The organism is Dickeya oryzae (assembly GCF_020406815.2).
In the GTDB taxonomy this organism is placed as follows: Bacteria; Pseudomonadota; Gammaproteobacteria; order Enterobacterales; family Enterobacteriaceae; genus Dickeya; species Dickeya oryzae.
This window is the reverse complement of record NZ_CP162670.1, coordinates 586,422-611,767: the sequence shown is the minus strand read 5'-3', so window position 1 is coordinate 611,767 and position 25,346 is coordinate 586,422. Positions and strand designations below refer to the sequence as shown.

At 54.1% G+C, this 25,346-nt stretch carries 22 protein-coding genes, 2 tRNA genes and 1 pseudogene; 8 read left to right on the top strand and 17 right to left on the bottom strand.

Annotated elements, in window-relative coordinates:
- Positions 1–39: 39 nt before the first annotated feature.
- From hflC to LF929_RS02540, 10 genes are all read right to left on the bottom strand, one after another.
- Positions 40–1,035, bottom strand: coding sequence for a protease modulator HflC (gene hflC, locus LF929_RS02585; RefSeq protein ID WP_038909080.1), 996 nt, complete (start codon positions 1,033–1,035; stop codon positions 40–42).
- Positions 1,036–1,037: 2 nt separating this feature from the next.
- Positions 1,038–2,297, bottom strand: coding sequence for an FtsH protease activity modulator HflK (hflK, locus tag LF929_RS02580; RefSeq protein WP_038909081.1), 1,260 nt, complete (start codon positions 2,295–2,297; stop codon positions 1,038–1,040).
- Between the two features lie 51 nt (positions 2,298–2,348).
- Positions 2,349–3,650, bottom strand: a complete 1,302-nt coding sequence (hflX, locus tag LF929_RS02575; RefSeq protein ID WP_226093263.1) for a ribosome rescue GTPase HflX — start codon at positions 3,648–3,650, stop codon at positions 2,349–2,351.
- Positions 3,651–3,739: 89 nt separating this feature from the next.
- A complete protein-coding gene (gene hfq / locus LF929_RS02570; RefSeq protein ID WP_012886271.1) occupies positions 3,740–4,039 on the bottom strand; it encodes an RNA chaperone Hfq in 300 nt (99 codons plus the stop codon).
- A gap of 143 nt (positions 4,040–4,182) precedes the next feature.
- The gene (gene miaA / locus LF929_RS02565) at positions 4,183–5,124 is read right to left on the bottom strand and encodes a tRNA (adenosine(37)-N6)-dimethylallyltransferase MiaA (RefSeq protein ID WP_226093262.1); all 942 of its coding nucleotides are present in this window, start codon (positions 5,122–5,124) and stop codon (positions 4,183–4,185) included.
- On the bottom strand, positions 5,117–7,054 hold the full coding sequence (gene mutL, locus LF929_RS02560) for a DNA mismatch repair endonuclease MutL (RefSeq protein WP_226093261.1): 1,938 nt from the start codon (positions 7,052–7,054) through the stop codon (positions 5,117–5,119). Before mutL ends, miaA begins: the two co-directional genes overlap by 8 nt.
- Positions 7,055–7,077: 23 nt before the next feature.
- Positions 7,078–8,763 carry an N-acetylmuramoyl-L-alanine amidase AmiB gene (amiB, locus tag LF929_RS02555; RefSeq protein ID WP_210176323.1) on the bottom strand — a complete coding sequence of 562 codons (1,686 nt, stop codon included), beginning with the start codon at positions 8,761–8,763 and terminating at the stop codon, positions 7,078–7,080.
- Positions 8,760–9,242 carry a tRNA (adenosine(37)-N6)-threonylcarbamoyltransferase complex ATPase subunit type 1 TsaE gene (gene tsaE / locus LF929_RS02550; RefSeq protein ID WP_168366529.1) on the bottom strand — a complete coding sequence of 161 codons (483 nt, stop codon included), beginning with the start codon at positions 9,240–9,242 and terminating at the stop codon, positions 8,760–8,762. The genes amiB and tsaE overlap by 4 nt, the downstream gene beginning before the upstream one ends.
- Complete coding sequence (gene nnr, locus LF929_RS02545) at positions 9,239–10,780, bottom strand: bifunctional ADP-dependent NAD(P)H-hydrate dehydratase/NAD(P)H-hydrate epimerase (protein ID WP_226093260.1); 1,542 nt, start codon at positions 10,778–10,780, stop codon at positions 9,239–9,241. Before nnr ends, tsaE begins: the two co-directional genes overlap by 4 nt.
- 108 nt (positions 10,781–10,888) lie before the next feature.
- Positions 10,889–11,761 carry a hypothetical protein gene (locus LF929_RS02540; RefSeq protein WP_226093259.1) on the bottom strand — a complete coding sequence of 291 codons (873 nt, stop codon included), beginning with the start codon at positions 11,759–11,761 and terminating at the stop codon, positions 10,889–10,891.
- A gap of 175 nt (positions 11,762–11,936) precedes the next feature.
- Between LF929_RS02540 and queG the strand changes: the two genes are divergently transcribed.
- Positions 11,937–13,076, top strand: coding sequence for a tRNA epoxyqueuosine(34) reductase QueG (gene queG / locus LF929_RS02535; RefSeq protein ID WP_038909089.1), 1,140 nt, complete (start codon positions 11,937–11,939; stop codon positions 13,074–13,076).
- A gap of 279 nt (positions 13,077–13,355) precedes the next feature.
- Here queG and LF929_RS02530 read toward each other — a convergent pair.
- The 3 genes from LF929_RS02530 to LF929_RS02520 all read right to left on the bottom strand — a co-directional run bounded on the left by LF929_RS02530 (position 13,356) and on the right by LF929_RS02520 (position 14,787).
- Positions 13,356–13,431, bottom strand: a tRNA-Gly gene (locus LF929_RS02530).
- Between the two features lie 215 nt (positions 13,432–13,646).
- The gene (locus tag LF929_RS02525; protein ID WP_210174642.1) at positions 13,647–14,573 is read right to left on the bottom strand and encodes a D-2-hydroxyacid dehydrogenase; all 927 of its coding nucleotides are present in this window, start codon (positions 14,571–14,573) and stop codon (positions 13,647–13,649) included.
- 138 nt (positions 14,574–14,711) lie between these two features.
- Positions 14,712–14,787 (bottom strand) — tRNA-Gly (locus LF929_RS02520).
- Positions 14,788–15,354: 567 nt separating this feature from the next.
- On the opposite strand from LF929_RS02520, the gene LF929_RS02515 reads away from it, so the two are divergent.
- Entirely contained in the window at positions 15,355–16,032 is a 678-nt protein-coding gene (locus LF929_RS02515) for a hypothetical protein (RefSeq protein ID WP_210174643.1), read from the top strand.
- Here LF929_RS02515 and LF929_RS02510 read toward each other — a convergent pair.
- Entirely contained in the window at positions 16,022–17,014 is a 993-nt protein-coding gene (locus tag LF929_RS02510; protein ID WP_226093258.1) for an LLM class flavin-dependent oxidoreductase, read from the bottom strand. The two genes, LF929_RS02515 and LF929_RS02510, sit on opposite strands and share 11 nt — an antisense overlap.
- A 463-nt stretch (positions 17,015–17,477) precedes the next feature.
- Here LF929_RS02510 and LF929_RS02505 point away from each other — a divergent pair, with 463 nt between their 5' ends.
- From LF929_RS02505 to LF929_RS02480, 6 genes and pseudogenes are all read left to right on the top strand, one after another.
- Complete coding sequence (locus LF929_RS02505; RefSeq protein WP_038909092.1) at positions 17,478–18,854, top strand: LLM class flavin-dependent oxidoreductase; 1,377 nt, start codon at positions 17,478–17,480, stop codon at positions 18,852–18,854.
- The gene (locus tag LF929_RS02500) at positions 18,851–19,771 is read left to right on the top strand and encodes an ABC transporter substrate-binding protein (RefSeq protein WP_226093257.1); all 921 of its coding nucleotides are present in this window, start codon (positions 18,851–18,853) and stop codon (positions 19,769–19,771) included. The genes LF929_RS02505 and LF929_RS02500 overlap by 4 nt, the downstream gene beginning before the upstream one ends.
- A 47-nt stretch (positions 19,772–19,818) precedes the next feature.
- The gene (locus tag LF929_RS02495; RefSeq protein ID WP_226093256.1) at positions 19,819–20,766 is read left to right on the top strand and encodes an ABC transporter substrate-binding protein; all 948 of its coding nucleotides are present in this window, start codon (positions 19,819–19,821) and stop codon (positions 20,764–20,766) included.
- 29 nt (positions 20,767–20,795) lie between these two features.
- The gene (locus LF929_RS02490; protein ID WP_210176332.1) at positions 20,796–21,326 is read left to right on the top strand and encodes a GNAT family N-acetyltransferase; all 531 of its coding nucleotides are present in this window, start codon (positions 20,796–20,798) and stop codon (positions 21,324–21,326) included.
- 13 nt (positions 21,327–21,339) lie between these two features.
- Positions 21,340–22,290, top strand: a complete 951-nt coding sequence (locus LF929_RS02485; protein ID WP_038909096.1) for an amino acid ABC transporter permease — start codon at positions 21,340–21,342, stop codon at positions 22,288–22,290.
- Positions 22,283–23,100, top strand: a pseudogene (locus tag LF929_RS02480) (amino acid ABC transporter ATP-binding protein). The gene LF929_RS02485 and the pseudogene LF929_RS02480 overlap by 8 nt, the downstream one beginning before the upstream one ends.
- Positions 23,101–23,142: 42 nt before the next feature.
- Here LF929_RS02480 and LF929_RS02475 read toward each other — a convergent pair.
- The 3 genes from LF929_RS02475 to LF929_RS02465 form a co-directional block, all read right to left on the bottom strand.
- Positions 23,143–24,153 (bottom strand): alpha/beta hydrolase, encoded by a 1,011-nt coding sequence (locus LF929_RS02475; RefSeq protein ID WP_226093255.1) that lies wholly within the window; start codon positions 24,151–24,153, stop codon positions 23,143–23,145.
- A 72-nt stretch (positions 24,154–24,225) separates the two neighbouring features.
- The gene (locus LF929_RS02470) at positions 24,226–24,651 is read right to left on the bottom strand and encodes an organic hydroperoxide resistance protein (protein WP_026357729.1); all 426 of its coding nucleotides are present in this window, start codon (positions 24,649–24,651) and stop codon (positions 24,226–24,228) included.
- Positions 24,652–24,772: 121 nt separating this feature from the next.
- Positions 24,773–25,243 carry a MarR family winged helix-turn-helix transcriptional regulator gene (locus tag LF929_RS02465; protein WP_016940723.1) on the bottom strand — a complete coding sequence of 157 codons (471 nt, stop codon included), beginning with the start codon at positions 25,241–25,243 and terminating at the stop codon, positions 24,773–24,775.
- Positions 25,244–25,346 lie beyond the last annotated feature (103 nt).

Below are 25,346 nucleotides of genomic sequence, written 5' to 3'. Positions count from 1 at the left end.
CCCGTAAACACGGGCTTGATAGTGTAGCGACAGACAACCTTAACGCGCCGGGAGGCTCTTTTCAGGCGATTTCATATAGCGGAAGAAATCGCTGTCAGGGCTCAACACCAGTACATCCTGATTGGAACTGTTGAAGCTATGCTCATACGCTCGCAGACTACGAATAAAACCATAGAATTCCGGGTCCTGACTGAATGCAGCCGCAAACAGTTTTGCCGCTTCGGCGTCGCCTTCACCGCGCATGATGCGCCCCTGGCGTTCCGCTTCTGCCAGTGTACGGGTCACTTCATAATCAGCAGTTGCCTTGATCTTCTCTGCCTGCTCCTGGCCTTGAGAACGGTGACGGCGGGCAACCGCTTCACGCTCAGCACGCATACGCTGGTAGATAGCATCCGAGACTTCGGTCGGCAGGTTGATCTGCTTGATACGCACATCAATCACTTCAATCCCGAGTGCTGCCATACTATTCGGGTTAACCCGCGGCATGTCGCCAGTAGTTTCACGAGCGACACGCGCAGCAGCAGAAGCAATCGCGTTATCCGCTTCGGTGGTTTCACCCGTACCGTTATTCAGCGCTTCGCGCACATCAGACATCAGCTGACCGCGGGAATCGGTGACGATACCTTTAACATCCAGACGACCGACTTCAGAACGCAGACGGTCACTGAATTTACGCTTGAGCAGCACTTCCGCCTGAGAGACATCACCACCGCCGGTCGCCAGATAGTAACGACTGAAATCGCTGATACGCCATTTGATATACGAGTCGACTATCAGGTCTTTCTGTTCTTTGGTAATGAAGCGATCAGCCTGGTTTTCCATCGTCTGGATGCGAGCATCCAGCATTTTTACCGACTCCAGGAAGGGGATCTTCACATGCAGACCGGGCAGATACACTTGCGGCTTATTTTCACTATCGCGCAATACCTTACCAAAGCGCATGACGATGCCGCGCTGGCCTTCCTGCACCACAAACAGCGAGGCATAGACCACCACCAGTAACAGGGCAAGAATAAAGAGGACTGACTTACGCATAATTATTCTCTCCCTACGCGATTGATCTCGTCACGCTGCGCGTTGGCGCGGCGCTGATCCATAATATTACCGTTGTTGGAAGAACGCGGCGCATAGCTGGTACCGCTACCGCCGGATGTCGATGGCAGACGCAACGGCGCAGGATTCGCTGCATTGCCGTTGGCAGGTGCGGTTGCCGGGAAACTCCCCTGACCTCGCATCAATTGATCGAGCGGCAGCACCATCAGGTTGTTGCTCTTGTCACTCACCAGCACCTTGTTGGTGTGGCTCAGCACACGTTCCATGGTTTCAATATAGAGACGCTCACGGGTAATTTCTGGGGCGGCCTTATATTCCGGCAACAGACGAGAGAAACGAGAGACCTCACCTTGCGCTTCCAGTACGGTACGGTCTTTATAGGCGCGGGATTCTTCCAGAATACGCTGTGCCTGACCATTGGCACGCGGCTGGACTTCATTAGCGTAGGCTTCCGCTTCACGGATGTACTGCTGCTCGTTTTCACGGGCGGCAATCGCATCGTCAAATGCGGCTTTGACTTCTTCAGGCGGACGGGCAGTCTGGAAGTTCACATCCAGCAAGGTAATGCCCATATTGTATGGGCGTATAGTCTCTTCCAGCACTCGCTGGGTGTCCGTACGCACAATGGTACGCCCTTCAGTCAGGATTTTATCCATCGTGTACTTGCCAATAACGCCACGCAGCGCGCTATCGGTGGCCTGACGCAAGCTGTCGTCAGCATTAGTGACGCTAAACAGGTATTTTTCCGGCTGAGTGACGCGGTACTGAACGTTCATTTCCACCCGCACCACATTTTCGTCGGATGTCAGCATAACGCCGGATGTCGCCAGTTCGCGGACAGACTCCACGTTGACGGCACGGACTGCATCAACAAAGGTCGGTTTCCAGTTGAGGCCGGGCCCCACCAGGTGGCTGAATTTGCCAAAGCGGGTAACCACACCACGTTCGGCTTCTTTGATGGTATAGAAACCACTGACACCCCATACCACCACGACTGCCGCCACGACCAGGCCCAGAATACGGCCGCTGTTTGTGCTGCCGCCCTGAGAACCAGAACCGGAACCTGATGATTTACCGCCCAGATCGCCGAGTTTTTTACTCAGCTTACGGAATATATCATCGAGGTCAGGTGGCCCCTGATCCCGTCCACCTTTATTGTTTCCGCCAGAGTTGCCGCTATTATTATTGCTGCTCCCCCACGGGTCGCGGTCCTGTCCGTTGTTACCGGGCTGATTCCACGCCATGTTTAGCTCCATTCATTATGATAGGTATTTTTTGGGGTCAATGTCCCAGAGTTACGAGACTGTCTGTGTCGATGAGACAATATAATCTTGCAATTTCTGCTCCTGTTTACACAGGCGCCGCCAGTCGATAATGGGCATTCTGACCACCAACCCTACGCTGCCGTCTTCCTCAATCCACTCTTTTTCTATTGCCTGAAGCTGATAAAAACGACTTTTCAGGCGACCGGCCTCTGCCGGAAGATGCAACGAATAATGTGCAATCTCTCCGGACAGTCGTTCGGTCAACGCCTGAAATAATAATGGGATTCCTTCCCCGGTTTGAGCAGAAAGCCATACCCTGACTGGGCGGTTTTCCTCATCACGGTCGATACGCGGTGCAATATTCTCCAGCCGGTCAATTTTGTTCATGACCAGTAAAAAAGGAATATCATCCGCTTCTATCTCAGCTAACACCTCGTTGACAGCATCGATATTTTCATCGACACGGGCATCGGAGGCATCGACCACGTGCAGTAATAAGGTGGCTTCCCGGGTTTCCTGCAACGTCGCCTTGAATGCCGCCACCAGGTCGTGCGGCAAATCACGGATAAACCCGACTGTATCTGCCAGCACAGTATCACCAACATCATCGACCTCAATACGGCGCAATGTCGGATCCAGTGTGGCAAACAACTGGTCTGCGGCATAGACATCTGCAGCAGTCATACGATTGAACAGGGTTGATTTACCTGCGTTGGTGTATCCCACCAACGAAACAGTCGGCACTTCAGCACGCGTACGTGCCCGCCGTCCCTGCTCGCGCTGTTTTTCCACCCGCTCAAGACGAGACAAAATCTGACTGATGCGGTTGCGTAACAAACGACGGTCGGTTTCCAACTGGGTTTCACCCGGCCCACGCAGACCGATACCGCCTTTCTGGCGCTCAAGGTGCGTCCAGCCACGAACCAGACGCGTCGCCAGATGGCGTAATTGCGCCAGCTCAACCTGTAATTTCCCTTCATGGGTACGGGCGCGTTGGGCAAAGATATCCAGAATCAACCCGGTACGGTCAATCACCCGGCACTCGCACAGCCGCTCCAGATTACGCTCTTGCGCTGGCGTCAATGCATGATTAAACAACACGACAAAGGCACCGGTCGCTTTAACCGCCTGCGCGATTTCCTCCGCCTTGCCTTCGCCGACAAAATATTTGGAGTGCGGCGCTTTACGGCTGCCGGTAACCACCTGCAACGCGTCTATTCCGGCTGAAGACACCAGAGACTCGAACTCCAGCAGGTCCTCAGTATCTTTCTCTTGCGAAAAATAAATATGAACTAGTATGGCCTGTTCACCGGCTTCATAACGGTCAAACAACCGGGCACCCTCTCAGAAAAAAGCGACCACGGCAGTGAAAGCCGCTGAAATCAGCACTTTTCCCGCCGTGGTAAACTGGTAAGGACGCGTTATTCAGCGTCATCACTTTCCTGTTGCGGCTGTTGCTGCGCCGCCTGATTGTTGGCATGGTAGTTATTTGAGCCAGGATTATTACTGTGATGCGATACCGGGCGAGAAGGAACTACCGTTGAAATGGCGTGTTTGTACACCATCTGACTAACCGTGTTTTTCAGCAGAATCACAAACTGATCGAAAGACTCAATCTGGCCTTGCAGTTTGATGCCGTTAACCAAATAAATTGAAACCGGAACACGTTCACGACGCAAAGCGTTCAAGAACGGATCTTGCAAAGATTGCCCCTTAGCCATTCTATATTTTCCTTATTTGCTTGTTGTTTGTAACAAAGAACCCTGCGGCCCTAAAATAACGTTATAAAAATTTGTGCCGAGAATCAGTCAATTGTAGACACAGGCAATTGTACACAATCGTCTAATGTACACAATCGTCTAACCTATGCACTAACAACCTGAATCACCGTGCGTAACGCTTCTGCGGGCTGATCGCTGTCAAGCCAGCGCACCCTTTCCCAGCCACGCAACCAGGTCATCTGGCGTTTTGCCAGTTGCCGGGTAGCGCAGATGCCACGATACACCATCTCATCGTAATCGATCTCGCCCGACAAATATGACCACATCTGGCGGTATCCGACACAACGAATTGACGGCAACGCAGGGTTCAGGTCTGGTCGGGCAAACAATGCCCGGGCCTCTGTTTCAAAACCTGATTCCAACATCTGCCGAAAACGTAACGCTATCCGCTCATGCAACAACTCACGTGTCGCCGGAGCAATCGCAAACTGATGAACACGATAGGGCAACGCTTCACCGGATGTCTTTGTCAACTCAGTTAAAGTGTTACCTGAAACGAAAAAAACTTCCAGTGCCCGAGACAGTCTCTGCGGATCATTTGGATGAATCCGAGCCGCCGCCACCGGATCGATGGCACTGAGCTGGCGATGTAACGCTTCCCACCCCTCGGTACGTGCACGTTCTTCAATCTCTTGCCGTATGCTGGCATCTGCCGATGGTAACGGCGACAACCCTTCCAGCAGTGCTTTGAAATACAGCATGGTGCCGCCTACCAGCAACGGAATACGCCCGGCAGCGGTTACCTCCGCCATCGCCTGCAACGCATCACGTCGAAAATCGGCGGCTGAATAGGCCTGCGCCGGATCCAGGATATCCAGCAAACGGTGTGGAGCCCGCGCCAGCTCTTCCTGACTGGGCTTTGCTGTGCCGATATCCATACCACGATAAATCAGCGCCGAATCCACGCTAATCAACTCAACGGGAAGGTGCTCGCGCAGTGCCATCGCCAGCGCGGTTTTCCCGGAAGCCGTCGGCCCCATAATAAAAATGGCTGGCGGGTATTGCGCCGTATCAAACTCATTCATGCTTCAACGCCTTGATGGCAGATTCAATATCCATCACATATAACAATTCTGACGGCGGCGTTTTCACTTGCACAGGGCACAGACGCTCGACATCGGACAGCAACTGTACGGCCTGTGGCAACGTCCAGCTTTCACGCTCGCTGCTGAGCTGCCCTGCCATCCACACCGCTACTGCATCAGGCGTCACGTCATGAGAATCAGCGAGATAGCCTAGCAGGTCAGAAATCAAGTTTTGTAAATTTTGTTGTCTCAATGGTAAAGGTACCGCCCGCAGCGTAGCGCGCGGCGGCGATACTTCAACCTCTATGCCCATCAGGGCCAGCAACGGCTGTTGCTGCTGGACAACCGCCAGTTCGGATGCATTTAGCGTCAGCCGCTGCGGAATTAATAGTGGCTGCGGGCGCAATCCCTCGCCATTATCTGGCGGTGTCAATTGCGCCTGACGCAGATAACGCTCCGCGACAACTAACGACAAGAGCGCCAGCCCCTGACGGTACTCCACCAATGCATAAGCTGGAGGATAGACAGTCAACACTCGTCCTAACCCCAGCGCGTGGCTCGCCAGCGGCAGGTCATCGGCCACCGCCGTTTTCTCCGCCACCTCACGCAGCATCTCCACTGGCTCCCGCGCTGGCGGTGCCTCGCGGGCAACCGTCTGCGGGCGTGACGATTCGTTATGCAACAAGCGCTGGTACAGCTCGCCCTGTTTCTTGTCGTAACCCGCCGTCTGGATTCTGGCTGGCTGCAACTCACGCGCTTGACGCCCCACCTCACCGGATTCACGAGCGGTAAAGGCAGAGGAGCGCGGCTCCGACGTCAGTGTCGGCGCTGCCGGTCGGGCAAAATGGTTTTCCCCGGCGGCAGTACGGTTTTCCGGCTGCCACACCGTTGACGCCGTCTGCGTATCACCCACCCCGTTCAGGCCCGGTGACGCCGCCTGCTGCAATACGGTCATCACCGCCTGATAGATAAAGTCATGCACCAACCGGGCCTGATGAAAGCGTACTTCATGCTTCGCCGGATGCACATTCACATCCACCTGATGGGGGTCGACCTCCAGATACAGGACGTAAGCCGGTTGCTGTTCATCACGTAACTGATCCTGATACGCCTGACGAATCGCATGATTAATCAAACGATCGCGCATCATGCGCTGATTGACGTAGCAGTACTGCATTTCAGGTAACTGGCGTGAACCAGCCGGATCGGCCACCCAGCCATGAATATTCAGATCACCATGCTGCCAGGAAACCGCTAACGCATGCTGTAGAAATGCCGCGCCGCAAATACTACCCAGCCGCCGTTCACGCTGTGCCGACTCCGATACGGCGCGATATTGCCGAATCAATTTACCATTATGGTGCAACGTTATTGCCACATCGAAACGCGCCAGCGCAATGCGCCGCACTACCTCATCGATGTGCATGAACTCAGTCTTTTCGGTACGCAGAAACTTACGCCTGGCCGGGGTATTGTAGAACAAGTCCAGCACTTCCAGCGTCGTCCCCACCGGGTGCGCCGCTGGCTTGACGGTCACCGCCATCTCGCGCCCCTCGGCGTAGGCTTGCCACGCTTCTGTCTGCGCGTCGGTGCGGGAAGTCAGCGTCAGGCGTGAAACCGAACTGATACTGGCCAGTGCTTCACCGCGAAATCCCAGGCTGACAATCGCCTCTAAATCATCAAGCGTAGCGATCTTACTGGTGGCATGACGAGCTAACGCCAGCGCCAGATCCGCCTTACTGATACCACAGCCGTTATCCCGAATACGAATCAGCTTCGCGCCGCCGCGTTCGATTTCAATATCAATTCGCGTCGCACCGGCATCCAGACTGTTTTCCACCAGTTCTTTGACGACAGAAGCGGGTCGCTCCACTACCTCGCCAGCGGCGATCTGGTTCGCCAACTGGGGGGGCAGTACCTGAATCGACATGGATTCTCCTCGTTTCCCCTGAATCAGGCAGAGGGGATGATCAGCGTTTGCCCCAACTGCACCGTTCCGGAAGACATGTTGTTCGCCTGCTGAATAGCTTTCATACTGACGCCATAGTGTGCCGCGATATCACTCAGTGTATCGCCCCGCACCACCTTGTGCTTTATCACGGTTGCGGTTTTCTTCACACGTGGCGCTGATGAAGCCACAACAGGCTTGCTCGTCGCCGCAGACGCGGTTCTGGTCGCCGATGAGGCGCTGGACGGTATCTTCAGCCGCTGCCCTACCCAGACTACGTCTTTTTTCAGGCGGTTGATGTCCCGAATAGCGTCCATACTAACGCCATAATGTGCAGCGATCCCCGATAAGGTTTCTCCCGTCGCCACCGTATGGCGTACCGTTGCCCCGCTCGCTGTCTGAACAGGCTCAGCGACTTGTGTTTTTTTCACCGTCTGCGTCTGTGGGGCGAGCGGACGGTTTTCCTGCTTTGGGACGTTTTGTAACGGATGAGTCTGGAAATAGCTACGCAACCCAAGGTAGATAGCGTTAGCGATTTTTTCCTGATACTCGTTGCTGCCTAGCAGCCGTTCCTCGCTCGGATTAGAAATAAACCCAGTTTCCACCAGTAATGATGGAATATCCGGTGAACGCAGGACACCCAGACTGGCGTGCTCCGGTCGACGCTTATGCAAGTGACCGACCCGCTGCAATTCATGCAGTACTTTTACCGCCACATCGTAACCCACCCGCTGAGAGTGCCCGAACTGCAAATCCAGCACCGCCTGGCTCAGGTAAGGGTCCGCAGCGCTGTTAGCCAGCAAATCGCCCGCACCGCCTAATAACTCGGACTGCTTTTCATGCTGTTCCAGCCAGTTCGCCATTTCACTGTTGGCGCGCCGGTTAGACAACACCCAAACGGATGCACCGGTCGCGCCACGGTTGGGCGCGGCATCCGCGTGAATCGACACCAGCAGGTTAGCTCCTTGCTTACGCGCCACGTCAGAGCGCCCCATGACCGAAATAAAGTAGTCGCCATCGCGGGTCAATACCGGTTTGAACTCCGGGTCAGCGCTCATAATGGCGCGTAACTTACGGGCTATCGAGATAGTGACGTTTTTCTCATGCAATCCGCCCGGCCCGGTCGCCCCTGGGTCCTGACCACCGTGGCCTGCGTCAATCGCGACAATAATTTTCTCGCCATTTCCTACCCTTCCCGATACGCGAGTCGGGGTGGCGGCAACCGACGGCGACGGGGACATCAGCGGGTTGCGTCCAACAACCGGCGTTGATGGTTGCGCCGACGGCGTTACCGTCTTGCGGGTCACCGTTTTACGTTCGCCAGTCAGCGTAAAGACAGCACCATTGCCCTCCTTCGCCGCCTTAATCTGTACCTTCTGGGTCAGGTCCAGCACCAAACGCAGACTTTTCGGGTCCCTGGCGTTACTGGAACGAATACGCGCGATCAGATTCTGGCCGTTAAATGTCAGCGGCAACCCTTTCATCACCCCTGACTGACTAATATCGATAACCACCCGGCTCGGGTTATCCAGCGAGAAATACTCGTACACCGGCTGACCACTGAAACTCAGGGTCACGACTGCCTCACTGGCGGCATTATTTACCCGAATATCAGTCAGGTTGCTTGCCCACAGCGGCCAGGATAGCATCAGCAATAGCCCTGACAGGGCCTTCATCAACCGCACCGTCATGGCGTTTCCTGCTCCGACTGCGCAGCCAGTATCGCCACAATTCGTTCACCCTCAGGGGTTCCCGCGTTGATCTTCGCCTGACGCCCCTCACCCTGATAGTCCAGCAGCAACTCAATATCCGCCTGCGGCAGAATACCCGCGCCTTGCTGTGGCCACTCAATCAGACAGAGTGCGTCCTGCGACAAATAATCACGGATACCCATGAACTCCAGTTCTTCCGGGTCGGCCAGTCGATAAAGGTCGAAGTGATATACCGGGCGCGGCAACAGCGCATAAGGCTCCACCAGCGTATAGGTTGGGCTTTTCACATTGCCCTGATGACCCAGCGCCTGCAGGAACCCACGACTCAGTGTGGTTTTTCCTGCCCCCAGGTCACCCAGTAGATAAATAATGGTAGCGCGCTCGCAGGCTTTGGCTAACGCCGCCCCCAGCGCAATCGTGGCTGCCTCATCCGGCAAAGGTAACAAAAGCGTCTTCATTCTGTGTTTTCTAAGGATATCCGCTCAGGATTTACATATTGCGGCAATACCGCCATCAAATCGGTTGCCAACATCCCGCGTGTGCCCTGACGCTGCGCCAGCCAGTCTGCTGCCGCACCGTGGGCCACACAGCCCGCGCAAGTTGCGTCGTACAACGACAGCCCTTGCGCCAGCATCGCCCCAATCATCCCCGCCAGCACATCGCCCATGCCACCGGTCGCCATGCCGGGATTCCCGACATCAGCAATCGCGACATCGCCCTGCTCACTGGCCAGCACCGTACCAGCACCTTTCAGCACCACCACGCCGCCATAACGTTTCACCAAACGTTGTGCGGCAAGTAAGCGATCACTTTCGATATCGGCAATCCGGCAGTTCAACAGGCGGGCCGCCTCGCCGGGGTGAGGCGTCAAAACGCGATTCTGACGTTTATGCGGACTGATTGCCAGCAGGTTGAGTGCATCAGCATCCCATAACATGGATTTGTTACAATTTTCCACGATTCGCAGTGCGTTTTTTCCCCACTCTCGCTGCCCTAACCCTGGCCCGATAACCACCACATCCGCCCACTCAATGCCTGCCTTGACCGAATCTGTCGTCAGTTCCTGCACCATCAATTCCGGACGGGCCACCAGCAAAGCAGCCAGATAGTTTTTGTGAGTAAGTACTCGCACCAGGCCAGCGCCACTGCGTAGCGCGGCTTCTCCGGCCATAAAAACCGCACCACCGGTACCTTCATCGCCACCGATAATCAATAAGCGGCCATTTTCCCCTTTGTGCGCGCCCGGACGCCGCGGCTTTAGCCATTGCGTGAGCGAGTCTGCCGTCAAGCGCCTCACTGGCGCTGTCTGTTCAGCCAGCCAGTCGCCTAGCCCCAAATCATGGTGATGAAGTTGCCCGACGACATCTCTCGCCTGACCGGTTAGTAAGCCGGGTTTCAGCGCGATAAAAGTTACCGTATGCGCAGCATGAATCACCGCGCCAGCATAAGTGCCGGTGTGTGCGCTCAACCCGGAAGGAATATCCAGCGCGATAATCGGTGCCGGATGGCGATTAGCCTGAACAATCAAGCCGTCATAGGGCGCACGGGGAGCTGACGCCAGACCGGTTCCCAACAAGCCATCGACAATCAAATCCACATCATCAGGCCACGGTGCCTCGCTATGCTGTTCACTGCCACCAGCATCATGCCACGCCTGACACGCCAGATGTGCCTCCGACGGTAGAGGCCGATCACCGCTTACCGCCACTACCGTTACCGTTATGCCTGCAGCACGTGCCAGCGTGGCTACCACATAGGCGTCGCCACCATTGTTGCCATGCCCGCACAGAATCAACCAGTGTCGGGCGGCAGGATAATGTTGCCGGGCGATGTGAAAGGCCGCCGCCCCGGCCCGCTGCATGAGCGTATACAATGAAACGCCGACTGACTGCGCCGCATGCGACTCCTCGCGGCGCACCCACTCAGGTAAAAAGACAGTATGAGGCAGGTCGGGTAATGATCCGCCGGGCTGATACACGCGTTGGTTCTGATGCATGTCATCCCTCCGTCGGTAGCAGAATTGTGGGCCTCAACTTAGCAAGGTCTGCCGGGAAGCGCCATATGCAGGAAGACCGAAAACGATAACAACCGGCCTTAATTTCATTTAGCGCGACGCCCCTTCCAGCACGTCGACAAACTGCTTTAATGCCTGAATATGCGTCTGCACGGTGTGTTCGTCACTGCTCATCCGTAACGTTTCACGGACATCATTTATCCAGGCGACTGACGAAGACATATCCGCCTGAGCAAAACGTGTCGTTACCGGCTCGTCGGCAATCGACTGGAACACGCGGTCCGCGTTGGTCTGATATTCACTGATCCAGTCAGGGTGCTGGGGGAATTGCTTGACGAAATCGAGGTAAGGCGTGGACCAGTCGCCCCCACTTTCCAGTGCGCTCAAATAGGCCTGATAACGTTCAGGATCTTTTTCCTTCATGAACGCGGAAACATCCACCTTATATTCATTCGTACCGGGAACCCGCTCCGGCAGGGAAAGGTAAGAAACTGAACCATCGTCACCCACCTGGCGTGTTTTCACCACAGAGGCCAACAGATTGATACTTTCCATAAATGCGGCTTTCTTATCGCCGCTTAAATACTGCTCGGCAAAGTAGCTGGCCTGCGACAAACCCAGTTCCAGCGCCAGTTGTCGTTGCTCGTCGTTCGACTCAGCCGCATTCACTATCTTGTCGTCAATCAGGCGATATATCGCCTGCGAAACCTGTTCCGGCTGATCAGCCAGCGCCGCTGACAATCCATTCTCAATCTGAGAAGAGAAATAGTACCGCGCGGGTGAGTCCACAACATCGCCCTGCGCCAGTTGCCGCCCCTCGTCACTGATATAAACGTATTCAACAGACGCGTTTTCCGTGGACGCTGCATATTGTAAGGTCGTTTCCTGTGGTTGAGCAGGATTAATACGCACATTCACATCCTGATTCACCAACCGGTAAGCCGAAAGCGTTAGTGTCTCCACGTCGTTCCTCCCAGGAGTCATTAGAATAATGGCCAGTTTGCTCAAGTTATCGACACGTCATGCAAAAGTATTAATAAATATTTCTATTTATTACACGATAACCTCTGCTCACTACCAACGACGTGAGGAGAATGTGATAAAATGGCTTCCCGGTTTTTTCCCCCAATGGTTACGCATGACATACCCCTACGACCTCAACGAACTCGCACAGCGCATTAAACTCTGGGGGCAGGAATTGGGTTTCCAACATGTAGGGATTTGCGATACCGATTTGTCTGATGAAGAACCCCGACTTCAGGCGTGGCTCGATAAGCAGTATCACGGTGAAATGGAATGGATGGCGCGTCATGGCATGATGCGAGCCCGCCCACATGAACTGCTGCCCGGTACGTTACGTGTCATCAGCGTGCGTATGAATTACCTGCCAGCCAAAGCCGCGTTTGCCAGCACATTGAAAAATCCACACCTTGGATATGTCAGCCGTTACGCACTGGGGCGTGATTATCATAAGTTATTGCGTCAACGGCTAAAAAAGCTGGGTGATCAGATTCAGGCACACTGCGGCGAATTACAGTTTCGTCCCTTTGTCGATTCAGCACCTATCATGGAACGACCGCTGGCTGCTAAAGCTGGGCTTGGTTGGGTTGGCAAGCACTCACTGATATTGAACCGGGAAGCGGGCTCGTGGTTCTTTCTGGGGGAGTTACTGATTGACCTGCCTTTACCGGTAGATCAGCCGGTTGAAGAACAGTGTGGCAAATGCGTCGCGTGCATGACGACATGCCCGACAGGTGCCATTGTAGAGCCTTATACCGTTGATGCCCGGCGCTGCATTTCCTACCTGACGATTGAACTGGAAGGCGCTATTCCTGAAGACTTGCGACCGTTAATGGGAAATCGGATCTATGGCTGTGACGATTGTCAGTTGATTTGCCCCTGGAACCGCTTCTCGCAGCTTACCGATGAACCCGATTTCAGCCCACGCGCCGCGTTGCACGCACCAGAGTTACTGGAATTGTTTGGCTGGGATGAGGCTCGCTTCCTGCGAGTGACGGAAGGCTCCGCCATTCGACGCATCGGTCATGAACGTTGGCTACGCAATATCGCTGTCGCACTGGGCAACGCGCCTTATGAAGATAACATTGTGCTGGCGCTGCAAAACCGACTGGGAGAAAGTGCCTTGCTGGATGAACACATTCACTGGGCCATCAACCAACAGCTGATTCGGCGTGAGCAACACGCCCTTGACGTTCAGATGCCACAAAAGAGACGGCTCGTTCGTGCGATAGAGAAAGGATTGCCACGCGATGCGTGATATTTCTCATTGCAATGGTTGATGATTCTGAACCTTTCGCCTGTGGATAATTTTAAAAAAGCGTTGTCAATCAAGCATCACAAAAAGTACAAGTGATCTGGATAGCGTTTTTTATCATAAATTTTTCTTTTTATTTCAATGAATTGAAATAATCTCTTTTCTATGATGCTTTTCTCGGGATGCGCATGAGCCATTTACAGGCTGTGGATAAGTCTGTTCAGAAAAGTATGAATGTATGCAGAAAACGATATAAACAAGAAGAAACTGAGGAACAAAAACTGGAGCGGGAAACGAGACTCGAACTCGCGACCCCGACCTTGGCAAGGTCGTGCTCTACCAACTGAGCTATTCCCGCACACGCGACGCTTAAGTATTGACGTTTTTTCGATAAACGCAAACCAGCGTAGACATATTTTGCACTGCTTTTATGACATCACAATTAACTTATTGATTTAATTGCGTTTTAAAAGCTGTATCGCAAAGAGGGCAGCATTATGAACCAATCCGCCGCGTCTGACAAGAGGGGAAGAAATAATTTTATCACTCCCCTTTGAAACCAATAGGTTATCGTCAGTAAGGCTGCGAGAAATCCACTTCACCCGCCATCGACGCCCCCTGCCGAAAGCGCTGCAGGTTAGCTAAAAACAACTGCCCCAACCGGGCAGGCACCAGTGGACCCGCAACATGCGTGGTGACCGTGAGATTCGGCGTCTGCCAAAACGGGTGCGTCTGTGGCAATGGTTCCTGCCTGAAGACATCCAACACGGCTCCGGCAATGCGTTGTTGACGCAGCGCCGCACACAAATCCGCATCCACTACCGCGGTGCCACGCCCTACATTGATGAATAATGCGGAAGGCTTCATCGCGGCAAACACCCCGGAATGGTAGATATCTGTCGTCGCGGGTGTATCCGGTAGGATATTGATGACGTAATCGGCTGAGCTCACCACCTGTTCAAGCGAGGACAGCGAGTCCACACGTTCAAACATCGGCATCTCGCGTGGTGAATGCGCAATACCCTGCAACACCACACCAAAGGGTTGCAGAAAAGTCGCGACTTCCCGACCGATATCCCCCGCGCCGACAATCAGCACCCGACGTCCGAATAGTGACCCCGGCAAAATCTTCTTCCATTCGCCGTCGCGCTGGCTCTGATAGCGTTGCGACAAATGCAGCTCATGCTGTAGCAGATACGCGATGACATATTCGGCGATCGGCTGACCAAACACACCGACAGCTCGGCTTAACCGATAATCACGCGGTAACCCCACGGCCAGCAACGGCTTATAGCCCGCCCAGGTTGATTGCAGCCAGCGAGGTTTCACACCCTGTGACAGCAGGCGGGCAGCTTTATCCGGCTCGCCGATCCAAATATCGCACGCCGCTGCCTGATCAGGCTCGCCGGAACCGATAACCAGCGTCAGTTCAGGCGCGTTACCATACAGAACGTCTCGCAGCTCATCTGCGCGGGAATCCAACAGCAAAATGGATGTCATCGTTGTCACCAGTGAACAATCATGACGTCGATGATATAGGAAATCGTAATCGCGCCAAATAGCAGTGAATTATGGGTCGATGGGGCAAAACTGGAATATTGAGAAAACAGTGTACTGACTGAGACAGAAAAGAAATTTTGGAGCGGGAAACGAGACTCGAACTCGCGACCCCGACCTTGGCAAGGTCGTGCTCTACCAACTGAGCTATTCCCGCGTAGGAGGATTATTCAAAGCGCCTTGAAGCACCTAATTCTTTGTAATCTACTGATTATAAAGGCTTTAACACTTTAAGGCGTTTGGAATGGCGCTTATTATGGACCGGTTATCACGCGCTGGCAAGCCTTTTTTCACGCCCCTGCTTTGTTTGCTTATAATATCGCCAACTGCACATCATGCCATCATAGAGACGCTCAAACCAACAGGGAACGATGAACAACGCGCATATATTACGTTAATGAAATAAATTGGTGGCTTTAGATATAAAATCTGATTGAGTGTGCTCTCTCATTCTGGCAAATTAAGCCGACACGGAATAAAAACGTCCACGGCTGGCACATCACACTAAAAATAATAATGCCAGTTTCAAATAGCGTTATACCCCAATATTCAGTTTGCAAAGCCAGGTGCAATGTGTTTGTACCGGGCAACGAGAGCCGGATATCTGGCGGGTATATTACTCGACAACACCACAACCACTATTTCATTTTCATTCTTTTTACTCAGGCTTTTAAAAAGCCGTTTTAAAAAGCAGGTTGCTGGCTCATTTCTGGAGAGAACGCTTATGCCAGATATTAATATATTTTTATCTTCTTTGCTCGAACGGCAATTACATGACGCTGCCGAGCGTTCCCGTATCCGGGAAGCCACCATGAGCCGACAGCAATTACATCAAAAAGCCCGAGCACTGCTCGATCAGCTCACCGGCATCGAAGACGATGAGCGGGCGCAGCAGGGCCGATCAACGTTACCGGCAGGCGATATTCGTGAACGTCTGGCTCGTGCCCGTCAGGCTAGTGCCTTTGTCAGCGGCACAGGAACAAACCCATTCAGCGGTCTGACTTACCATCAATTATCGTTGATTATCTACGATGACAGCGGCGAGTTTACGTTGAATGAACGCCGGGCGGCCTGGAGCGAAGCCTACACGCAGGATCAAGCCTGGCGTCAGCATATTGTCACGCAGGCCTGCCTCAACTATTGCCACCCACACTGGCAAATACAGTTTTTCACCGCTGTATTGAAAAATTACCGTTCATTGCCCGCGATTGAAAAAGCCCAATACCCGCGCCACTACGAACGGCAATTGCAATGTCACATTCTGCCCAGTGGCGACAGAGCACACCCGTTGGATTTTTCAGCCTTGTTTGATTACCCCAGCCTGTTGGAAATGTTGCTTGCCATCAGGCAGGGCGCAGCCAGACGCGAAATCCTCTCCCCCACAGAGAACCCTATCCCTTGATCCCGGCAGCCAGCGCACGTATCGACGTCAGACGTGCAGCCGGGTCGTTAACTGGCGTATGGATAATGAACTCGCTGACACCGAAACGCTGATGGTAATGCTGCAACTGGCGATGGACCTCCAGCGAGGTACCATACAAAATGTTCTGCGCCTGTTTTTCGATACGGAACTGTGTACTGCCAGCCTGTTGCACCAGCAGGTCAGCCTGCTCCTGAGTCAGCACGTTGAGCGGTGCACGGTCGTCAATATAGACCTTGTAGTTATACCGCTCGCCCGCCAGCATTTTCGCCTCATCATGACTTTCCGCTACGATAACCGACAGCGATAACAGCGCCTGTGCATGTTCGGGCTGGTACTCGCGCCAGGTGAGGAACGCCTCCGTCAGCAGGCTTTCACTAGGCTGAATGAACCCGGCAAAGACAAAATTCCAGCCCAGCGAGGCCGCCAGACGCGCACTTGCCGGACTGGCTCCCAGCAAAAAACGTGATGGCGACGCCGGTGGCAGCGGTGTGGCGAACAACCCGGAGTTCGATTGTGCCGACGTTGGCTCCAGTAATGTATGCAGTTGCCGCAGTTTATCGTCAAATGCCACCTGGCGGGCCGGGTCAATCTCCTGTTGCAGCGCACGAGTGGCAAGCGGGAATCCGCCCGGTGCCTTACCAACGCCCAGGTCAACGCGCTCTGGTGCCAGCGATGACAGCACATGGAAATTCTCTGCCACTTTATAAGGGCTGTAATGCTGTAACATCACCCCGCCAGAACCAATGCGGATGTGGCGAGTATGCGCCAGCAACCAGGCAATCAGCACTTCCGGCGATGAGCCTGCCAGTGAATCAGAATTGTGGTGTTCTGATACCCAGAAGCGAGAGTACCCCAATGTATCGGCGAAGCTGGCCAACGCTGTCGTCTGTGCCAATGCGTCAGCAGCGGTCATCCCTTGTGCAATCGGACTTTGATCTAATAAACCAATACGATAGCTCATGTATTTCCTTTTTCTGATCTGGCCTGAATTTTCTGCATATTTTCATAGCCAGAAAAAATTCATAAATAACAAAACAGCGTTTAAATAGTACAAATTCTCACTATCAGTAAATGAGAATCACAATAATCAGCGTAATGAACTATCTATTTTTACAAGGATACTATTTTTATAGGGATGCTATTTCCACATGGCTACTTTTTCACTATGAAACTCTTCGAAAGGCATGCTTATTTTTCCGTGGCACTTATTTCATTTCCTGAATAAATAAATCACAAAACCCCCTGAGATATTTTTTTGCTTTGGCATAGTCAATTTTGTTGTTTTACATCCCGAATCCTCTCATCAATAGTATTTTCCAGACGTCCCTGACCCTCTATTCCCCTTTCATAACGCGTTTTCCTGTACTTCATCCCAGCCAGGAAGCGGGGGTTTTTAACCAACATTTACCGTAGGGAGCATGCCAATGAGTAAAAAAACGACTTCTGAACACCCTTCAAGCCCTGCACAACGTCAGTTGAGACTGGGGGTCATATTGCAAGGCGCAGCCGGCAATATGTCAGCCTGGCGACACAACAACGTGGTACCGGATGCCAGCATCAATTTTGGTTTCGTGCTGGACACGGTGAAAAAAGCCGAGCAAGGGAAATTCGACTTCGCTTTTGTGGCGGATGGTTTATATATCAACGAAAAATCTATCCCCCATTTTCTTAACCGCTTTGAACCGCTGACACTGCTCTCAGCGCTGGCTGCCTCCACCCGTCACATCGGTTTAGTCGGTACGCTGTCCACCTCTTACAGCGAGCCGTTTACCACCGCTCGGCAGTTCGCCAGCCTCGATCACCTGAGCAACGGCCGTGCGGGCTGGAACGTAGTGACCTCGCCACTGGAAGGGTCAGCGAAGAATTTTTCCCGCGCCTCACACCCAGAACACGCCCTGCGCTACCGCATTGCCGATGAATTTTTGCAGGTGGTGAAAGGGTTATGGGATTCCTGGGAAGACGATGCGTTTATCCGCGACAAAGCCAGCGGCCGCTTCTTCGACCCGGAAAAACTGCATACGCTGAACCATCAGGGCGAGTTTTTTTCGGTTTCCGGGCCACTGAATATCGGACGCACACCACAGGGTCGTCCGATTATCTTCCAGGCCGGTGCGTCAGATGACGGCAAGAAACTGGCTGCCAGTCACGCCGATGCCATTTTCACCCACCAGCACACACTGGAGGAGGCGCAGGCGTTTTACCGCGACGTCAAACAACAGTTGGTGGAACAAGGGCGACACGAAAACCAGTTGCACATCTTTCAGGGTGTTAGCGTGCTGGTGGGCGATAGCGCGGAAGATGTGGAGCGCCAATATCAAACCACTGCCGCACTGGTCACCATCGAAGACGCGCTCAATTACCTCGGCCGTTACTTTGAACACTACGACTTCTCACAACACCCGTTGGATGCCCCCTTCCCGGATATCGGCACGCTCGGCCAAAACAGTTTTCGCAGCACCACCGACGAAATCAAACGCAATGCCCGCGAACGCGGATTAACCCTGCGTCAGGTGGCGTTGGAAGCCACGACGCCCCGCCCGCTATTCAGCGGTACGCCGCAACAGGTGGCAGATGGGTTACAGTCGTGGTTCGAACAGTATGCCGCCGACGGTTTTATCATCCAGAGTGCCACACCGGACAACTTCACCCGATTTGTCGATCAGGTGGTGCCATTGCTGCAACAGCGCGGCTTATTCCGCCAGGAGTACCCCGGCTACACGCTGCGGGAAAGCCTGGCGCTGGCGTTTCCTGCTAACCGTTACACCGCCGCCCGTCACCTCACCGAGGAAACGACACCATGAACGCACGCGACTACGCCACACTGCTGCTGACCACACTACTGCTCAGCGCGGGTGGGCATGCCGAATCAGTGAGCATCGGTCGGATCGACCTGAAAGCCAACCAATTACCGGTACATGCACCCGCTAACCCACAAGCGATCGCTGCAATCCCTGCCGGGTTTAGTTTTGCCGAACCCGGCACACTCACCGTGGCGATCGCCAGTCACAGCTCGCCCCCGCTGGCACTGCTGGCGGACGACAATAAAACACCCATCGGCAGCGACCCGGACATCGCCCGTTTGCTTGCCGACGCACTGGGGTTAAAGCTCAAACTGGTACCGACCGCCTGGGAAGACTGGCCGCCAGGCATCGCTTCTGGTCGCTATGACGCCGCCATCCTCAATATCGCGGTCACCAAAGCACGTAAGGAGAAATTCGATTTCGCCACCTATCGGGTCGATACGCTGGGTTTTTACGTCAAATCCACCAGCCGTATTCAGGCAATTCGGGGAGCGGCAGATGTCGCAGGGCTCAAGGTGATCGTCGGTTCTGGCACCAATCAGGAAAACATCCTGCTGGGCTGGGATCGCCAGAATCGTGCTCAGGGCTTAGCGCCGGTACAGCCGATTTACGTTACCGACGACGCGGCGGCCAACCTGAGCATCCAGTCCGGCCGGGTGGATGTCTTTTTCGGCCCGCACTCCATCGGGGCGTATAAGGCAGCACTAACAGGACAGACAAAGATGGTGGGTATTGGCCCTACCGTGGCACCGGTTGCCGTGACCACCCGCAAGGGTAACGGACTGGCACAACCGATTAGTACCGCGCTCAATGGCGTCATCGCTGGCGGGCAATACGCGCAGGTGCTGGATCGTTGGGGTGAGAATGACGAAAAAGTCACACGCTCCGACGTCAATCCACGCGGATTGGACGAATAACTCAACTCGTCCTCCCCGCTGATAAATTTATCTTCAAGGAATACGCTATGCAGACTCTCGCCGTTCGTCCATTTTATCACCTGGCCGCGACGCTATTTGGCGGCTGGTTATTACTCGGCAGCGCACAAGCTGCCGGCATTGACCTCAACGCTAACCAACAGCCGATCCACGCGCCCAAAAACCCGCAAGCCATCGCGCAGATCCCGGCGGGATTCCGGTTTGTCGAGCCAGGAAAACTGACCGTCGCCGTTGCGGCATTAGGCTCCTCGCCGCCGCTGGCCTTTCTGGCCGACGACAACAAAACCCTCATCGGCAGCGAACCGGACATCGCCCGGCTGGTAGCCGATAGCCTCGGGTTGGAATTGAATCTGGTATCAACCTCATGGGAAGACTGGCCGCTGGGCGTATCCTCCGGTAAGTACGATGTCGCCATCACCAACGTGACCGTCACCAAAGCGCGTAAAGAACGTTTTGACTTTGCCACCTACCGTGCCGATACACTGGGCTTCTACGTGAAATCCAGCAGCAAGATAACCGCTATCCACAATGCCAAAGATATTGCCGGGCTGCGGATTATCGTCGGTTCCGGCACCAATCAGGAAGCCATCCTGCTTGACTGGGACAAGCAAAACCGTGCAGTCGGCTTGCCGCCATTTCAGCCGGTCTATGTTACCGATGCGGCCGCGGCAAACCTGAGTATTCAGTCTGGTCGCGCCGACGCCACATTCGACCCGAATGTCACCGGTGCCTATAAAGCAGCACTGAATGGGCAGACTCGCCTGGTGGGAACCGTCAACGGCGGTTGGCCTCAGGTGGCACACATCGCGGTCACCACCCGCAAAGGTAACGGACTGGTGGTCGCACTCAATACCGCGCTCAATGGCGTGATTCAGGGCGGCGAATACGACCAGGTACTGAACCGCTGGGGAGAAGGTGTGGAGCGAATCAACCGCTCAGAGATCAACCCGCTGGGTCTGGGCGACACGCCGTTGTAATCCGCATCCAGTTGCACAGGGAGAACGCTATGTCTGAGGAACATTTCATTGTCACCTACCCGGAAGACGAACGCATTGCGCCGGTGCTGGACGGTTTATTTGCTGAATACCGTCAGCGTTACGGCGACTACTTCGCTCATCAGGATCCGGAACCACAGGGGCTCTACCTACCGCCGGACGGTATTTTTATCGTGTTGATGCGCGATGAGCGCCCCATCGCCACTGGCGCGTTCAAACGCTACAACGCCACCACCGCCGAGCTTAAACGCATCTGGACTGACAGAACCCTGCGACGTCAGGGACTCGCCAAACGAGTACTGCTCGAACTGGAGCGCCATGCCCGTCGGCTGGGCTATCGGGATCTGTTTCTGACAACCGGTTTTCGCCAGCCGGAAGCCGTAGGGTTATACCTGAGCGAAGGTTATCAACCACAGTTCGATACTCAACTCGACCCGGAATATTACAGCCTGCCGCCGCACGATGGTCGGTTACCGTTTCGTAAACCGCTGTATGGGCCATTGTCTGAACGGGTGACTCAACAGGAACGGGCTATCGGGTAATAAGGACACACTGATGACACACTCAATCCCCCCCGCACTGCATCCAACGGATGCCCCTGCGACAACCTTACGCGTGGTACCGGCGCGTTACCCACTACGTATCGCTGGCACCGTGTTTTCGCTATTTATTTTCGCCGGTATTGCCGAGTCGGTGGCACTCAACAGCCGCTGGGAATGGTCCGTGTTCGCCAGCTATTTTTTTAATCCCGTCATTCTGGAAGGACTAGGGCGTACCCTGTTGCTGACGCTGCTTGGCACCTTGTTCAGCGTGATCGTCGGTACCGGGCTGGCGTTGGCACGGCTGTCATCGTCGACCTTACTCAGTACGCTGTCCTGGCTGTATATCTGGTTATTTCGATCACTGCCGCTGATTCTGGTGCTGATAATCCTCTACAATTTTTCGTACCTGTACGACACATTGGCATTGGGTATCCCTTTCACGGCAGTGGAGTTTTTCCGCTACCCCACCATTGATGTACTCAGCCCCTTCTCTGTCGCCGTGCTGGGACTCACACTGGTGCAATCGGCCTACACCGCCGAAATTATCCGTGGCGGTATCCTTGGTGTTGACGCCGGACAATTCGAAGCTGCCGCCGCGCTCGGCTTACCGGGTTATCGCCGTACCTGGCGAATTATTCTGCCGCAGGCATTGCGTTCCATTCTGCCTACCGGCTTCAACGAAATCATTAGCCTGGCCAAGGGCACCTCGGTGGTGTACGTGCTGGCACTGCCGGAACTGTTTTACACCGTGCAGGTGATTTACAACCGCACTCAGCAAGTCATTCCACTGTTGATGGTCGCGACCGTCTGGTATCTGGTGATCACCAGCGTACTGTCGGTACTGCAATATTTTGTAGAACGCTACGTCGCCCGCGGCGCAGTACGGGAAATACCGACACATCCGTTACGACGTCTTTTCCGGCACCTGACCGCACTGATATTCAGAGGGAAATACCATGTCTGAAGCTATTGATCTTTATTCAATCCCACATACCGTATCAGGCACCGTAGCTGAAAAAGGTCGGATCGATATTCAGGGGGTAGGCAAATGGTTCGGTGCGCATCGGGCGCTGGATAATATTAACCTGACGCTGCCGCCCGGATCAGTGACGGTGATAATTGGGCCGTCAGGCTCAGGCAAATCTACGCTACTGCGAACCATCAACCACCTGGAGCGGGTGGACGAGGGCACCATCCGTATCGACGGCGACTACATTGGCTATCGCCGTGAAGGTGACGCACTGTACGAGCTAAAAGAACGGGAGATTCTGCGCCAGCGCATCGGCGTTGGCTATGTATTCCAGAACTTCAACCTGTTTCCACACCTGACGGTACTGGAGAACATTATTGAAGCGCCACGAGTACACCGGTATACCACCGCGCCCAGGCACAGAGCGTGGCACTGGCGCTGCTGGACCGGGTCGGGTTACGCCACAAAGCGAATGCTTATCCGCGCCACCTGTCCGGCGGGCAGCAACAACGTATCGCCATTGCCCGTGCGTTGGCGCTCAACCCCAAGGTGATGCTGTTTGACGAACCAACCTCGGCGTTAGACCCGGAACTGGTGGGCGAAGTACTGGACGTCATCAAGGATCTGGCACGATCGGGCGTCACTATGGTGATCGTTACCCATGAGATTGGCTTTGCGCGCGAAGTGGCAGATCGGGTGGTGTTCATGGTGGACGGCAGAATCGTGGAAAGCGGCGATGCGTATCAGGTGCTGAATCATCCTGCCCATCCACGCACCGCCAGTTTTTTGAATAAGGTGCTCTAAGCGATGTTTTCATTCCCCGACACCGTGCGGGGAATGAAAGTGTTACTTCAATCGTTCACGCAGTTCAGTTGACGCCTGCAACAGCGCGGCGCGAGTGGCCGGTACATTGCTTAACGCATTGAGCAGACCGAAGTCGTGGATCATGCCGTTGTAGCGCGTGACGGTGACATCTACCCCGGCCTCATCCAGCTTACGACCATAGGCTTCGCCTTCATCACGTAGTACATCCAGCTCAGCGGTTTGAATCAACGCCGGTGGTAACCCTTTCAATTGTTCACGGGTGGCCCGCAAAGGAGAAGCCAAAATATCCCGACGTTGCGCACTGTCCGTGGTGTAAGCATCCCAGAACCATTTCATCATGTTGCGGCTCAGGAAATACCCCTTCTGAAACTGCTGGTAAGAGGCAGTATTAAAATCGGCATCAGTCACTGGCCAGAACATCACCTGATAGCGAATGTGCGGCGTCCCCGCCTGTTTAGCCTGTTGCGCTACCGCTGCCACCATGTTGCCGCCCACACTGTTACCCGCCAGTGCCAGCCGTGAACCATCTACGCCGATCTCGTTACCGTGCTCCGCTACCCAGCGGGTCGCCGCATACGCCTGGTGAATCGCCACTGGATAATGCGCTTCCGGCGACGGCGAATAATTGACAAAGACTGCCGCCGCACCGGACTGTACGACCAGATCGCGCACGAAGCGTTCGTGCGTTGGGTAATCTCCCAGAATCCAGCCACCGCCATGGAAGAACATGAACACCGGCAGAACCCCGGTGCTACCAGCCGGTTTAACGATGGTCAATGGGATGTTCTGACCATCAACGGTAATGGTTTTCTGGGTGACGTCAGCCGCAGGCAGGCTCGCCCCCGCTTGTGCAGCAACCAGCACGTTGCGCGCATCTGCTGGTGACAGCTGTTCGAGCGGCTTCCCGCCACCCGCATTCAGTTTATCCAGAAATGCCTGCACATGACGTTCAGCATACGGTGCCTTGTTGTCCACCGCTGCGGCATTCCCCGCTGTAGCAACCAGTAAGGCTGCGACAAGACTTTTTCTCATGATGGATTACCCTGGTGTTAAGTGAAAACATTTACTTTTTAATGAGTTATTTTTTTCTTATTTCTATCTGACTCAAATCACTGTCAGTTTCACATCAATGTTGCCACGCGTTGCGTTGGAGTACGGGCAGACGATGTGTGCTTTCTGTACCAGGTCTTCCGCTACCGCACGGTCTACACCCGGCAGGGTGATTTTCAGTTCAACTTCAATGCCAAAGCCGTTCGGGATGGCACCGATGCCCACGCTGCCATTAATGGTCGTCCCCGCCGGAATCGAGACTTTGTCACGTGCGCCGACGAACTTCAGTGCCCCCAGGAAACAGGCGGAGTAACCCGCAGCAAACAGCTGTTCCGGGTTGGTCCCTTCACCACCTGCACCACCCAGTTCACGCGGCGTGGTCAATTTGACATCCAACTGCTGGTCAGAAGAAACCGCACGACCATCACGACCGCCGGTCGCTTGCGCATGTGCAACGTAGAGAACTTTTTCAATAGACATCATGTGACTCCTTTGAGTGGATTATATTCGCGATTTAAATCGTTAGATATTAAATCGCACACTACTTAGTAGGTGGTAAAAAAACGCGGCCAATCAGCACGCGTTACATCATATCGACTCATCAAATATGCCTGATGAGGCTGGCTCGCAGCGTTTCCAAATCATGCTTGATAGCACGCAACTGCTCGATATTGCATTCTGACGCGCAGAACACCCCTTCTGGTACGGCCTTCGCTTTGGTCTGCAATGCACGCCCGTCGTCGGTGAGCTCAATCAGCACCTGGCGTTCGTCTTGCGTGCCACGGCGGCGCGTCACCAACCCCGCGGTTTGCAGACGCTTAAGCAGCGGCGTCAGCGTGGCAGAATCCAGAAACAGTCGCTCACCCAGTTCAGAAACCGTTACCCCATCGCGTTCCCACAACACCAGCATCACCAGATACTGTGGGTACGTGAGGTTAAGCTCGGTCAGCAAACGACGATATAACTTGTTCATCGCCAGATTCGCCGAGTAGAGCGCGAAACAAAGTTGGCCATCCAGCCGGAAGGCGTCATCACTCAGCATCGGTTTGGTATCGCTATCGTTTCTGTTCATGTTTGCTACTCTATATCGCTCAAAATTAAATAGCAAGCGATTTAGATTAAACATTGACGAGAGTGAAAAAGAAAAAGTTAATCTATTGATATAACAAACAACA